This window comes from Enterobacter sp. PGRG2 (assembly GCF_030291195.1).
Lineage (GTDB): Bacteria > Pseudomonadota > Gammaproteobacteria > Enterobacterales > Enterobacteriaceae > Enterobacter_D.
The window spans coordinates 1,112,626-1,125,015 of sequence record NZ_CP127837.1 but is presented as its reverse complement, the minus strand read 5'-3'; the positions used below and the strand labels follow the sequence as shown (position 1 = coordinate 1,125,015).

The 12,390-nt window shown below is 54.7% G+C and carries 14 protein-coding genes; 6 read left to right on the top strand and 8 right to left on the bottom strand.

Annotated features, from left to right (window positions below; translation table 11 throughout):
- Positions 1-255 precede the first annotated feature (255 nt).
- The 5 genes from pstS (at position 256) to phoU (ending at position 4,847) form a co-directional block, all read left to right on the top strand.
- Positions 256-1,296 (top strand): phosphate ABC transporter substrate-binding protein PstS, encoded by a 1,041-nt coding sequence (pstS, locus tag QRD42_RS04825; protein WP_072570882.1) that lies wholly within the window; start codon positions 256-258, stop codon positions 1,294-1,296.
- A 140-nt stretch (positions 1,297-1,436) separates the two neighbouring features.
- Entirely contained in the window at positions 1,437-2,396 is a 960-nt protein-coding gene (gene pstC / locus QRD42_RS04820; RefSeq protein WP_072570884.1) for a phosphate ABC transporter permease PstC, read from the top strand.
- Positions 2,396-3,286 (top strand): phosphate ABC transporter permease PstA, encoded by an 891-nt coding sequence (pstA, locus tag QRD42_RS04815; protein WP_072570886.1) that lies wholly within the window; start codon positions 2,396-2,398, stop codon positions 3,284-3,286. The genes pstC and pstA overlap by 1 nt, the downstream gene beginning before the upstream one ends.
- Before the next feature lie 47 nt (positions 3,287-3,333).
- On the top strand, positions 3,334-4,107 hold the full coding sequence (gene pstB / locus QRD42_RS04810) for a phosphate ABC transporter ATP-binding protein PstB (protein ID WP_088221266.1): 774 nt from the start codon (positions 3,334-3,336) through the stop codon (positions 4,105-4,107).
- A gap of 14 nt (positions 4,108-4,121) precedes the next feature.
- Positions 4,122-4,847 carry a phosphate signaling complex protein PhoU gene (phoU, locus tag QRD42_RS04805; RefSeq protein WP_072570890.1) on the top strand — a complete coding sequence of 242 codons (726 nt, stop codon included), beginning with the start codon at positions 4,122-4,124 and terminating at the stop codon, positions 4,845-4,847.
- A 75-nt stretch (positions 4,848-4,922) separates the two neighbouring features.
- Here phoU and yieH read toward each other — a convergent pair whose 3' ends face one another.
- Entirely contained in the window at positions 4,923-5,588 is a 666-nt protein-coding gene (yieH, locus tag QRD42_RS04800) for a 6-phosphogluconate phosphatase (RefSeq protein ID WP_072570892.1), read from the bottom strand.
- Positions 5,589-5,759: 171 nt separating this feature from the next.
- Between yieH and QRD42_RS04795 the strand changes: the two genes are divergently transcribed.
- The gene (locus tag QRD42_RS04795; RefSeq protein ID WP_318362497.1) at positions 5,760-7,097 is read left to right on the top strand and encodes an NCS2 family permease; all 1,338 of its coding nucleotides are present in this window, start codon (positions 5,760-5,762) and stop codon (positions 7,095-7,097) included.
- Between the two features lie 51 nt (positions 7,098-7,148).
- Here QRD42_RS04795 and QRD42_RS04790 read toward each other — a convergent pair whose 3' ends face one another.
- The 7 genes from QRD42_RS04790 to rpmH all read right to left on the bottom strand — a co-directional run bounded on the left by QRD42_RS04790 (position 7,149) and on the right by rpmH (position 12,352).
- Complete coding sequence (locus QRD42_RS04790; protein ID WP_072570893.1) at positions 7,149-7,874, bottom strand: 4'-phosphopantetheinyl transferase family protein; 726 nt, start codon at positions 7,872-7,874, stop codon at positions 7,149-7,151.
- 199 nt (positions 7,875-8,073) lie between these two features.
- Positions 8,074-8,286, bottom strand: coding sequence for an RNA chaperone/antiterminator CspA (cspA, locus tag QRD42_RS04785; protein ID WP_003860775.1), 213 nt, complete (start codon positions 8,284-8,286; stop codon positions 8,074-8,076).
- Between the two features lie 213 nt (positions 8,287-8,499).
- On the bottom strand, positions 8,500-9,864 hold the full coding sequence (gene mnmE / locus QRD42_RS04780) for a tRNA uridine-5-carboxymethylaminomethyl(34) synthesis GTPase MnmE (protein ID WP_318362498.1): 1,365 nt from the start codon (positions 9,862-9,864) through the stop codon (positions 8,500-8,502).
- 102 nt (positions 9,865-9,966) lie between these two features.
- Positions 9,967-11,613 (bottom strand): membrane protein insertase YidC, encoded by a 1,647-nt coding sequence (yidC, locus tag QRD42_RS04775; protein WP_072570896.1) that lies wholly within the window; start codon positions 11,611-11,613, stop codon positions 9,967-9,969.
- 2 nt (positions 11,614-11,615) lie between these two features.
- On the bottom strand, positions 11,616-11,873 hold the full coding sequence (gene yidD / locus QRD42_RS04770; protein ID WP_072570898.1) for a membrane protein insertion efficiency factor YidD: 258 nt from the start codon (positions 11,871-11,873) through the stop codon (positions 11,616-11,618).
- Entirely contained in the window at positions 11,837-12,196 is a 360-nt protein-coding gene (rnpA, locus tag QRD42_RS04765; RefSeq protein WP_072570900.1) for a ribonuclease P protein component, read from the bottom strand. The genes yidD and rnpA overlap by 37 nt, the downstream gene beginning before the upstream one ends.
- Before the next feature lie 15 nt (positions 12,197-12,211).
- Positions 12,212-12,352: a 50S ribosomal protein L34 gene (rpmH, locus tag QRD42_RS04760; RefSeq protein ID WP_000831330.1), complete on the bottom strand. Its 141-nt coding sequence runs from the start codon at positions 12,350-12,352 to the stop codon at positions 12,212-12,214.
- Between the last annotated feature and the right edge of the window lie 38 nt (positions 12,353-12,390).

The window sequence follows — 12,390 nt, the reverse complement described above, 5'->3', positions numbered from 1 at the left end:
GCGGCACCCTTCTTTATGACAAACTGTCATCTTCAGCTACTTTTAATCCTGTAATAAAAATAAAATCACGCTGTCATGCTCTGTTCATAAATCCTATAATTATTTGATTATAATGATTTTATTTTGGCCATCCCGCCAGTGGCCCCGGCTGTCACAAAACTGTCATATTTCGTACATTTTACTGTCACCTGTTTGTCCTATTTTGCATACCGGAGCTACTCAAACAACGATTTACGAAATCTTGCAGGAGTCATTATGAAAGCCATGCGTACCACTGTCGCCACTGTTGTCGCTGCGACCTTATCTCTGAGCGCTTTTGCTGTTAACGCAGCAGCAAGCCTGACTGGCGCGGGTGCAACCTTCCCGGCGCCGGTGTATGCCAAATGGGCTGATACTTACCAGAAAGCCACCGGTAGCAAAGTAAACTACCAGGGTATCGGCTCCTCCGGCGGCGTGAAGCAAATTACCGCTAACACCGTTGATTTCGGCGCGTCTGATGCTCCGCTGTCTGATGAAAAACTGGCTCAGGAAGGCCTCTTCCAGTTCCCTACCGTGATCGGTGGCGTGGTGCTGGCGGTTAACCTGCAGGGCGTGAAATCCGGCGAACTGGTGCTGGACGGCAAAACCCTGGGTGATATTTACCTCGGCAAAATCAAAAAATGGGATGACGCCGCGATTGCTAAACTCAACCCAGGCCTGAAACTGCCTTCGCAGAACATCGCCGTTGTGCGTCGCGCTGATGGTTCCGGCACCTCTTTCGTGTTCACCAGCTACCTGGCGAAAGTGAACGAAGAGTGGAAATCTAAAATCGGTTCAGGCTCTACCGTAAACTGGCCGACCGGTCTGGGCGGTAAAGGTAACGACGGCATCGCCGCGTTCGTTCAGCGTCTGCCGGGCTCTATCGGTTACGTTGAATACGCCTATGCTAAACAGAACAACCTGGCTTACACCAAACTGGTGTCTGCGGATGGCAAACCGGTATCCCCGACCGAAGAAAGCTTCTCTAACGCCGCCAAAGGCGTGGACTGGAGCAAAACCTTCGCTCAGGACCTGACTAACCAGAAAGGCGATGATGCGTGGCCGATCACTTCCACCACCTTCATCCTGATCCATAAAGAGCAGAAGAAACCTGAGCAGGGCGCAGAAGTGCTGAAGTTCTTTGACTGGGCTTATAAAGATGGCGCTAAACAGGCGAATGACCTGGATTACGCAACCCTGCCAGACAATGTGGTTGAGCAGATCCGTGCTGCATGGAAAACCAACGTGAAAGACAGCAGCGGTAAAGCACTGTATTAATCAAAGTAGTTAATGATGGCGGATGGCGCTTTCGCTTATCCGCCCTGCAAAAATCCGCTAACATGCTTTTTTTGTAGGCCCGGTAAGCGGCGACGCCACCGGGCATCGTTCAAAACAGAGTTCAACTAAAAGAGTGACCTATGGCTGCAACTAAGCCCGCTTTTAACCCACCGGGTAAACAAGGCGACATGATCTTCAGCGCACTGGTAAAACTGGCTGCGCTGATTGTGCTATTGCTGCTGGGCGGCATTATTGTGTCGCTTATTTTCTCCTCCTGGCCAAGCATCCAGAAGTTTGGTTTCTCTTTCCTGTGGACCAAAGACTGGGACGCGCCTAACGATATTTACGGGGCGTTAGTGCCGATTTACGGCACGCTGGTGACTTCATTTATCGCGCTGCTGATCGCCGTTCCGGTGAGTTTCGGCATTGCCCTGTTTCTGACTGAACTGGCGCCTGGCTGGCTGCGTCGCCCGCTCGGTATCGCCATTGAACTGCTGGCGGCTATCCCCAGTATCGTTTACGGCATGTGGGGGCTGTTCATCTTCGCGCCCTTGTTTGCGAAATATTTCCAGGAGCCGGTCGGCAACGTACTGTCGAACATTCCGTTTGTGGGCGCGCTCTTTTCCGGCCCGGCATTCGGTATCGGTATTCTGGCGGCCGGGGTGATCCTCGCCATCATGATCATTCCGTACATCGCCTCCGTAATGCGCGACGTGTTCGAACAAACGCCGGTGATGATGAAAGAGTCGGCATACGGCATCGGCTGCACCACCTGGGAAGTGATCTGGCGCATTGTTCTGCCGTTCACCAAAAATGGGGTGATCGGCGGCGTGATGCTTGGCCTTGGCCGCGCGCTGGGTGAAACCATGGCGGTGACTTTTATCATCGGCAACACCTACCAGCTCGACAGCGCCTCGCTGTATATGCCGGGTAACAGTATTACCTCTGCGCTGGCGAATGAATTTGCGGAAGCCGAATCCGGGCTGCACGTATCGGCGCTGATGGAGCTGGGGCTGATCCTCTTTGTGATCACCTTTATCGTGCTGGCGATTTCTAAGGTCATGATCATGCGCCTGGCGAAAAACGAGGGGGCACGATAATGGCAACGCTCGAAATGCAAAACACCACGGCTTTGGCGGAATCGCGTCGTAAAATGCAGGCCCGTCGTCGTCTCAAGAACCGTATCGCGCTGACGCTCTCGATGGCGACCATGGCGTTCGGTCTGTTCTGGCTGGTCTGGATCCTGTTTTCTACGGTGACGCGTGGTATCGATGGCATGTCGCTGGCGTTATTCACCGAAATGACGCCGCCGCCTAATACGGCGGGCGGGGGCCTGGCAAACGCCCTGGCGGGCAGCGGCCTGTTAATTTTCTGGGCCACCGCAATCGGGACGCCGCTGGGCATTATGGCCGGTATTTATCTGGCGGAGTATGGCCGCAAATCCTGGCTGTCAGAAGTGATCCGTTTCATTAACGATATTCTGCTCTCTGCGCCGTCGATTGTGGTTGGTCTGTTCGTTTACACCATTGTGGTGGCGCAGATGGAGCACTTCTCTGGCTGGGCAGGCGTGATCGCGCTGGCGCTGTTGCAGGTGCCTATTGTCATCCGTACCACCGAGAACATGCTGAAACTGGTGCCGGACAGCCTGCGTGAAGCCGCTTATGCGCTGGGCACGCCCAAGTGGAAGATGATCTCTTCCATCACGTTAAAAGCCTCTGTTTCCGGCATCCTGACCGGCATTCTGCTGGCCGTTGCGCGTATCGCCGGTGAAACCGCGCCGCTGCTGTTTACCGCGCTCTCCAACCAGTTCTGGAGCACGGACATGATGCAGCCTATCGCCAACCTGCCGGTGACAATTTTCAAATTTGCCATGAGTCCGTTTGCCGAGTGGCAGGAACTGGCCTGGGCAGGCGTGCTGATTATCACCCTGTGCGTACTGTTGCTGAACATTCTGGCGCGCGTGATCTTCGCGAAGAAGAAACACGGTTAATATTTTGCGGCGGGGCCACGGGCCGCGCCGAATGAGGAAAGAGTAAAATGAGTATGGTTGATACTGCATCCGGTAAGATCCAGGTTCGTGATTTGAACTTCTATTACGGGAAATTCCATGCCCTGAAAAATATCAGTCTGGATATTGCCAAAAACCAGGTGACGGCGTTTATCGGCCCGTCAGGCTGTGGCAAATCCACCCTGCTGCGTACTTTTAACAAAATGTACTCGCTCTACCCGGAGCAGCGTGCAGAAGGCGAAATCCTGCTGGATGGCGACAATATTCTCACCAATACCCAGGACATCGCGCTGCTGCGCGCCAAAGTCGGTATGGTCTTCCAGAAGCCGACGCCGTTCCCGATGTCGATTTACGATAACATCGCCTTCGGCGTGCGCCTGTTTGAAAAGCTCTCCCGCACCGACATGGACGAGCGTGTCCAGTGGGCGCTGACCAAGGCCGCGTTATGGAATGAAACCAAAGATAAACTGCACCAGAGCGGTTATTCGCTCTCTGGTGGTCAGCAGCAGCGTTTATGTATCGCCCGTGGCATCGCCATTCGTCCGGAAGTGCTGCTGCTGGATGAGCCCTGCTCGGCGCTGGATCCTATCTCTACCGGCCGTATTGAAGAGCTGATCACCGAGTTAAAACAGGATTACACCGTGGTTATCGTGACCCACAACATGCAGCAGGCTGCGCGTTGCTCCGATCACACGGCGTTTATGTACCTTGGCGAGCTTATTGAGTTCAGCAACACCGACGATCTGTTTACCAAGCCGGCTAAGAAACAAACTGAAGATTACATCACGGGTCGCTACGGCTGATTCAGGAGCACGCTATGGATAACCTTAACCTCAATAAACACATTTCCGGCCAGTTCAACGCCGAGCTGGAAAGTATTCGCACTCAGGTCATGACCATGGGTGGAATGGTGGAGCAGCAGCTCTCTGACGCTATCACCGCCATGCACAATCAGGACAGCGAGCTGGCCAAGCGCGTGGTGGCAGGCGACCAGCAGGTCAATATGATGGAAGTCGCAATCGATGAAGCCTGTGTGCGCATCATCGCCAAGCGTCAGCCTACCGCCAGCGACCTGCGTCTGGTGATGGCGATCATCAAAACCATCGCCGAGCTTGAGCGTATTGGCGATGTGGCCGACAAAATTTGCCGCACGGCGCTGGAGAAATTCTCTCAGCAACACCAGCCGCTGCTGGTGAGCCTGGAGTCCCTTGGCCGCCACACGGTGCAGATGCTGCATGATGTGCTGGATGCGTTCGCGCGTATGGATCTCGATGAAGCGATCCGTATTTACCGCGAAGACAAGAAAGTGGATCAGGAATATGAAGGCATTGTGCGTCAGCTGATGACCTACATGATGGAAGATCCGCGCACGATCCCAAGCGTACTGACAGCGCTGTTCTGCGCGCGCTCCATCGAGCGTATCGGCGACCGTTGCCAGAACATTTGCGAATACATTTTCTACTTCGTGAAAGGTCAGGATTTCCGTCACGTGGGCGGCGACGAGCTGGACAAACTGCTCGCCGGCAGCGATCCGAAAGAGTGATCTTTTAAGGCCGGATATCCGGCCTTAATTTCAGAACCTGTAGGCCGGATAAGCGTCAGCGCCATCCGGCATTTTTTAGCGGGTAATATCCCACCCGCGCGCCTTCCACAATTCCGGCAGCTGAGCCAGATCGGTAAAGGTCGTCACCTTCGGGTGGTCAAGGGGCTTATTATGCGGATCGGCGCAGAAGTAGAACACTTCCATGCCCGCCGCGATACCCGCCTGCGCCCCGGCGGAGGAATCATCCACCAGAATACATTTCGTCGGATCGACGTTCATTGCTTTCGCGGCGTGGTACATCAGTGCCGGATCGGGTTTCCAGCGCTGAATATCGTAGCCGCTGAACAATAAATCCGGGAAATGATGCAGCATTCCCAGCTTACCCAGCGAATGATTCATTTTGCTTACCGGCCCGTTGGACACCACACACATCGGTACGGTCATCGCGTCCAGCAACGCATTTGCACCCGCAATCACTTCAAGTTCGCTGTCGAACAGACGTGCGACCTCGGCGCGGTAGACAGGTTCTAGATCGGCTTTCGCCAGATCCACGCCGTTTTCGGCGTTAACGATGTCGATAATCTCGTAGAGTTTTACGCCCTTAAAGCGTTTAAATACCTCCTCAAGATCAAGCGTAATGCCAAATTCCCGGAACATATGGACATAAGCCCGGGAACAAATCACTTCACTGTCGACCAGCGTGCCGTCACAGTCGAAAAATACCGCGTCAATTTGGGACATGCCGTTTCCTGTTTTAATGCAATTTTAACGATTACGTGATGCAGATTACGCCGCGCAATCGTTGCCGTATAAGCAAAATCAATGAAAAAAAATGGGTGATACCCATCACCATTGTCGCATTTTGGTATAGGATAGCGACGGATTTTTCCCTCCCATGTTTGGAAATTGATAATGAGCCAACAACACACCACCCAGCCATCAGGCCAGGGGTTGCTCGACCGCGTGTTTAAACTGCGTGAACACGGCACAACGGCACGCACCGAAGTCATCGCCGGGTTCACCACCTTCCTGACGATGGTCTATATCGTTTTTGTTAACCCGCAAATCCTGGGCGCCGCTGGCATGGATACCAGCGCGGTGTTTGTGACCACCTGTCTTATCGCCGCGCTTGGCAGCATTCTGATGGGCGTGTTCGCTAACCTGCCGGTCGCGCTGGCACCGGCAATGGGTCTGAACGCTTTCTTTGCATTTGTGGTGGTGGGCGCCATGGGGCTGCCGTGGCAGATCGGCATGGGCGCGATCTTCTGGGGCGCGATTGGCCTGCTGTTGCTGACCATTTTCCGCGTACGTTACTGGATGATTGCCAATATCCCGGTCAGCCTGCGCGTGGGTATCACCAGCGGTATCGGCTTATTCATCGGCATGATGGGTCTGAAAAACGCCGGCGTGATCGTGGCGAATTCAGAAACCCTCGTCACTATTGGCAACCTGTCGTCTCACAGCGTACTGCTGGGCGTGCTGGGCTTCTTTATCATCGCTATTCTGGCCTCGCGTAATATTCACGCGGCCGTGCTGGTTTCCATTGTGGTCACCACACTGCTGGGCTGGATGCTGGGCGATGTGCATTACGGTGGCATTGTTTCTGCGCCGCCGAGCGTGACCAGTGTGGTCGGTCATGTGGATTTAGCCGGTTCCTTTAATCTGGGCCTCGCGGGCGTGATCTTCTCGTTCATGCTGGTGAACCTGTTCGACTCCTCCGGTACGCTGATTGGCGTGACGGATAAAGCGGGCCTGGCGGATGAAAAAGGTAAATTCCCGCGCATGAAGCAGGCGCTGTTTGTGGATAGCGTGTCGTCTGTGGCAGGCTCATTCATCGGCACCTCCTCCGTGACCGCGTACATTGAATCCTCGTCCGGCGTGTCCGTGGGTGGCCGCACCGGTCTGACCGCGGTAGTGGTAGGTGTGCTGTTCCTGCTGGTGATCTTCCTGTCGCCGCTGGCGGGCATGGTGCCGCCGTATGCCGCCGCAGGCGCGCTGATTTACGTGGGCGTGCTGATGACGTCAAGCCTGGCGCGGGTGAAGTGGGATGATCTGACCGAAGCGGTACCGGCCTTTATCACTGCCGTGATGATGCCGTTCAGCTTCTCGATCACCGAAGGCATCGCGCTGGGCTTTATCTCTTACTGCGTGATGAAAATCGGTACAGGTCGTCTGCGCGAACTCAGCCCATGCGTGGTTGTCGTGGCGCTGCTGTTTGTGCTGAAGATTGCCTTTATCGACGCGCATTAAGCATTGCTCCCTCATCCTGGCAAAATGGCCGGGGTGAGGGCAGATCTTCTCTCAGGCAGGCAAACTGCTGAACCGCATCAGGCGCGCCGCAGGGGCATTCGCCCGCTGTTGAATATCCGGCAGGCTGCTCCAGCCGCTTTTACTGTCAAATGCCCAGATCCGCAGCGTTTCCATCGCCGGTGAGACGGCAACCGACCAGATCAGCACATCCTCCGCATCACACAACGCTTCCACCGGGGCCGCCAGCGCCGCCCGCAGACGACCTGAACCCGGCAGCAGCTGTAACAGCTCCGGCGAGTCCTGCGTCTGGCTGGCCATCTTTAATACGCTCTGACGCAGCGTGATAAGCTGTGTCTGGGCTTCATTGGGATCGTTCTGGTTACCGATCCACAGCTTTTCATTGTTAGTGAAGATCTGCCGTTCCTGCGCATGGGGGCTGTGCAGACCGCGCGTCGTCCGCTGTAACTCCATATCCAGCCCACAAATGCCGTCGGTGGTGATCGCCACGCCAACCATATTCCCGGCATAGGCGAGGGAAAAATGCGGTAACTGCATATCAAAAAACACCGGACGGCCGTTCGGCTGGATCACGATGTCCGGCAGTTCACTGATGCCGTAAAGCATAAACATCAGTTCCGCGAGTAACGCCCGGGAGGCAAGAAAGCGGTGGCGCTGATGTTCAGGTAATTGACGTGCGGCGTGGTGACAGGCAGAAGGCAGCCTCGTTGAGGTGAGATGACCGTCGGTCAGGATCCCTCTTGCAAAGTGTGTTGCCATTTTTCGCTCCGTGATAATGGTCTGAAGGATCAGACAACGAGGATAGCTAATGGCCTGTATTGTGCGCAGGTTTGCTTGAGGAAAAAAGAGGATTTGAACCGCCGTGCCGGAATTTTACATTTCCTTTAACAGCAGGCCCTGAAAACGAAAAAACCCGCCAGAGGCGGGTTTTAAAATACTGTGCTTAGAACGTAGAAGCTTACAGGCTTACAACGTTACCAGCTGCCGGGCCTTTAGCGCCGCTTTCGATGGTGAAGGACACTTTCTGACCTTCGTCCAGAGATTTGTAGCCATCGTTCTGGATAGCAGAGAAGTGTACGAACACATCTTTAGAGCCATCGTCAGGAGTGATGAAGCCGAAACCTTTATCAGCGTTGAACCATTTTACCAGACCAGTCATTTTAGCAGACATAGAAATTACCTTTGATATTGAATTAGTGCCTTTCGGCGCGATGGTGTGCTTGACAGAATTTTTGAAGCGATTAAGAGAAGCTCACGACGAAGGGTATCTTTGGATAACTTCTGGAGGACTACTTTACTAACTGCTTTAAAGGTCTGTGCGTCAAACCAATGAGTCTATTAACGCACAGATCCTTAGTGAGTAGCAATGTTTATTTTAAAGAGATCACTTACCGATGCAGAAACTGGAGAAGATCCGGCCCAGTAGATCGTCGGAGGTGAACTCACCGGTGATCTCGCTTAATGCCTGCTGCGCCAGCCGCAGCTCTTCTGCCAGCAGTTCGCCTGCCCATGCGCCGAGCAGTTGCGCCTTACCCTGTTGCAGATGGTCAGCCGCCAGTTCCAGCGCCTGTAAATGACGACGACGCGCCATAAAGCCGCCTTCCATACGGGTATCAAACCCCATACTGGCTTTGAGATGATGGCGCAGTACATCTACACCCTCACCGGTGCGCGCGGATAGACGCACAAGTGAGTGACCATTCACATCGCTGATGCCCAGCGTCTCGCCGGTAATGTCTGCTTTGTTACGCACCACCGTAATGGGTAGCTTTGCCGGCAGCCGGGCGATAAAGTCGGGCCAGATCTCTGCTGGATCAACCGCGCTGGTGGTGGTGCCGTCCACCATAAACAATACCCGGTCAGCCTGTTCGATCTCCTGCCAGGCGCGCTCGATACCAATACGCTCGACTTCATCGCTGGCTTCGCGCAGACCGGCGGTATCAATGATATGCAACGGCATCCCGTCGATATGAATATGCTCGCGCAGCACATCGCGCGTGGTACCGGCGATATCGGTGACAATCGCCGCCTCTCGCCCCGCCAGCGCGTTCAGCAGGCTGGATTTACCGGCATTCGGACGGCCTGCGATCACCACTTTCATCCCTTCCCGCAGCAGGCTGCCCTGACGCGCTTCAGCGCGAACGGCATCCAGATCGCCAATGACCTCGTTAAGCTGCGCTTCGATTTTACCGTCCGACAGAAAATCAATTTCTTCATCCGGGAAGTCGATGGCCGCTTCAACGTAAATGCGTAAGTGAGTGAGTGCTTCCACCAGATGATTCACGCGGGCGGAAAACGCGCCCTGCAACGAGTTCAGCGCCGAGCGTGCGGCCTGTTCTGAGCTGGCGTCGATGAGATCGGCAATGGCCTCGGCCTGAGCCAGATCCAGCTTATCGTTGAGGAAGGCGCGTTCAGAGAACTCGCCAGGCCGCGCAATACGCACGCCGGGGATCTTCAGGATGCGTTTTAACAGCAGATCGAGAATAACCGGTCCACCGTGCCCCTGGAGCTCCAGCACGTCTTCTCCGGTAAAGGAGTTGGGGCCGGGGAACCACAGCGCGATCCCCTGATCCAGCGCGCTGCCGTCAGCATCCTGAAACGGCAGGTAATCGGCGTAACGCGGCTTCGGCAGCTTGCCCAGCACAACGTCAGCCACTTCCCGCGCTTTAAGGCCAGAGATGCGCAGAATGCCCACGCCACCGCGTCCAGGGGGGGTGGCCTGCGCAACGATAGTGTCGTTATGGCTCATGATTTATCTCTTTAAAACCAATAAAAAAGGCGGTCAATCGACCGCCCTGTCAGAACTTTTCTGTTTGCCGGGTGGCGCTTTGCTTACCCGGCCTACATGACGTCAGGAGCTTTTCTTCTCGCGGCTATGCAGGCCACGTTTCTCCAGTCCACGGTAAATCATCTGTTGTTGCAGAATGGTCACCAGGTTGCTGACGATATAGTACAGCACCAGACCAGACGGGAACCACAGGAAGAACACCGTAAAGATGACCGGCATAAAGGTCATGATTTTCTGCTGCATCGGATCGGTAACGGTCGTCGGCGACATCTTCTGAATGAAGAACATGGTCACGCCCATCAGGATCGGCAGAATGTAGTACGGGTCTTGTGCGGACAGGTCATGGATCCACAGCGCGAACGGCGCATGACGCAGTTCAATGGAGCCCATCAGCATGTAGTACAGCGCCAGGAAGATTGGCATCTGGATAAGCAGCGGGAAGCAGCCGCCCAGCGGGTTAACCTTCTCTGCTTTGTACAGCGCCATCATTTCCTGGCTCTGACGTTGCTTGTCATCACCCAGACGCTCACGCATGGCCTGAATTTTAGGCTGCAGCATACGCATCTTCGCCATGGAGGTGTACTGCGCTTTGGTCAGCGGGTACATGATGCCACGAACGATAAAGGTAATAACGATGATGGAGAAGCCCCAGTTACCCAGGAAGCTATGGATCCATTTCAGCAGTTTGAACAGCGGCTGAGAGATGAACCACAACCAGCCGTAATCCACGGTCAGATCAAGGTGCGGCGCAACAGCAGCCATTTTGTCCTGAATTTCCGGACCCACCCACAGGGTGCTGCTCAGCGCACCGGTTTGACCCGGCTGAACCAGAACCGGCGCAGACTTATAGCCGATAGCGGCAACGCCATTGCCCAGGTTGTTGGTGTAGAAATTGTTTGCCACGTCGTTACGCGGAACCCACGCGGTTGCGAAGTACTGTTGCAACATCGCGACCCAGCCGCCGTTTGCGGTGACGTTCAGGTTTTCGTTGTCGGCAATGGTATCGAATTTATATTTTTCGTACTTCTCATCTGGCGTGGAGTACGCCGCGCCACGGAAGGTATGCAGCGCAAAGTTGCTGCTTCCGGTGTCACGATGAGCCGGCAGATTGATGGATTGCTTCAGCTGGCCGAAGGTTGCCACTTCCAGCGGTTTCGCGCTGCTGTTCTGCACGTTGTAGCCAACGTTCACCGCATACTCACCGCGTTTCAGCGTAAAGGTTTTGGTGAAGGTGTTGCCTGCCGCGTCGGTATAGGTCATTGGGATCGCCAGTTCGTTCTGGCCATCCGCCAGCACAAAGGCGTCACTGGTGACGTTATACAGCGGACGTGCGCCGTTAGCCGGATTATCCGGGCCGTCACGACCTGTCAGGCCGCTTTGTGCCTGATAGATGAACTCCGGGGTGGTTTCCAGCAACTGGAACGGCTCAGAAGAACCCAGTTCTTTCGGATAACCTAACAGCTGCGCTTGTTCAACATCACCACCACGGGTGTTGATGGTAAGAGACAGCACATCGGTCTTAACGGTAATCAGTTTTCCCTGGCCACTGGCTGGTACGCCCTGGTCTGCGGCGCTACCCGCTGCGGTGGTCGTAGTCTGCGTGGTCTGCTGCGCCTGAGGCTGAGGATTTTTATCCTGCTCCCAGGCTTGCCAGATCATGAAAGACACGAACAACAAAGCGATGACAAGAAGATTGCGTTGCGAATCCATCGTTAGTGTTCTCTGGTATTAAAAGGTCCTGGCGGGACGGGGTCGTCGCCACCCGGGTGTAAAGGGTGGCATTTTAATACGCGTTTCACCGTCAACCAACTGCCTTTTATCACTCCAAACCTGCGCAATGCCTCAATTCCGTAGGCCGAACAGGTTGGAGTGAAACGGCAATGTGGCCCGAGTAGCGGACTAATCAGGCGTTGATAAACCCTAATAAGGGCTATCAGGAGCCTTGAGCCAGGCGACAGTGGCGGCGCCATAATTTTTCCAACGCTTCCGAGAGAGCACGGTTATCGAGGTCAGCAACCCCCTTTTTCGCCACCACCACGAAATCCATTGCTGGGAGTTCATGCTGACGTAAACGGAAGCTTTCGCGCGTCAGGCGTTTGATCCTGTTGCGTTCATGCGCACGTTTAACATTTTTCTTGGCGACGGTAAGACCGATACGGGGATGCCCCAGCGAATTCAGGCGGCCGAGGATGGTGATTTGCGGCGTGCCAGCCCGTTGTGGCTGCTGGAAGACGAATGTGAAATGATTGGGAGTTAACAAGCGTAACTCCCTGGGAAATGCGAGCTTAACCACGCAGGGTTAGCTTTATTACTTGGAAACGGTCAGACGAGCACGGCCTTTAGCACGACGACGTGCCAGAACCTGACGACCATTTTTAGTAGCCATACGAGCGCGGAAGCCGTGAGAGCGGTTGCGCTTCAGTACAGACGGTTGAAAAGTGCGTTTCATGGCGATTTCTACCTAAACTTGAATGATTTCACTGACTT

What these genes read in the sequence shown, in the direction of transcription:
- yidC (WP_072570896.1), bottom strand. Translation starts at nt 11,613, where the DNA reads ATGGATTCGCAACGCAATCTTCTTGTCATCGCTTTGTTGTTCGTGTCT.
- QRD42_RS04790 (WP_072570893.1), bottom strand. Translation starts at nt 7,874, where the DNA reads ATGGCAACACACTTTGCAAGAGGGATCCTGACCGACGGTCATCTCACC.
- yidD (WP_072570898.1), bottom strand. Translation starts at nt 11,873, where the DNA reads ATGGCGCCGCCACTGTCGCCTGGCTCAAGGCTCCTGATAGCCCTTATT.
- QRD42_RS04795 (WP_318362497.1), top strand. Translation starts at nt 5,760, where the DNA reads ATGAGCCAACAACACACCACCCAGCCATCAGGCCAGGGGTTGCTCGAC.
- pstC (WP_072570884.1), top strand. Translation starts at nt 1,437, where the DNA reads ATGGCTGCAACTAAGCCCGCTTTTAACCCACCGGGTAAACAAGGCGAC.
- pstS (WP_072570882.1), top strand. Translation starts at nt 256, where the DNA reads ATGAAAGCCATGCGTACCACTGTCGCCACTGTTGTCGCTGCGACCTTA.
- rpmH (WP_000831330.1), bottom strand. Translation starts at nt 12,352, where the DNA reads ATGAAACGCACTTTTCAACCGTCTGTACTGAAGCGCAACCGCTCTCAC.
- cspA (WP_003860775.1), bottom strand. Translation starts at nt 8,286, where the DNA reads ATGTCTGCTAAAATGACTGGTCTGGTAAAATGGTTCAACGCTGATAAA.
- pstB (WP_088221266.1), top strand. Translation starts at nt 3,334, where the DNA reads ATGAGTATGGTTGATACTGCATCCGGTAAGATCCAGGTTCGTGATTTG.
- mnmE (WP_318362498.1), bottom strand. Translation starts at nt 9,864, where the DNA reads ATGAGCCATAACGACACTATCGTTGCGCAGGCCACCCCCCCTGGACGC.
- yieH (WP_072570892.1), bottom strand. Translation starts at nt 5,588, where the DNA reads ATGTCCCAAATTGACGCGGTATTTTTCGACTGTGACGGCACGCTGGTC.
- pstA (WP_072570886.1), top strand. Translation starts at nt 2,396, where the DNA reads ATGGCAACGCTCGAAATGCAAAACACCACGGCTTTGGCGGAATCGCGT.
- phoU (WP_072570890.1), top strand. Translation starts at nt 4,122, where the DNA reads ATGGATAACCTTAACCTCAATAAACACATTTCCGGCCAGTTCAACGCC.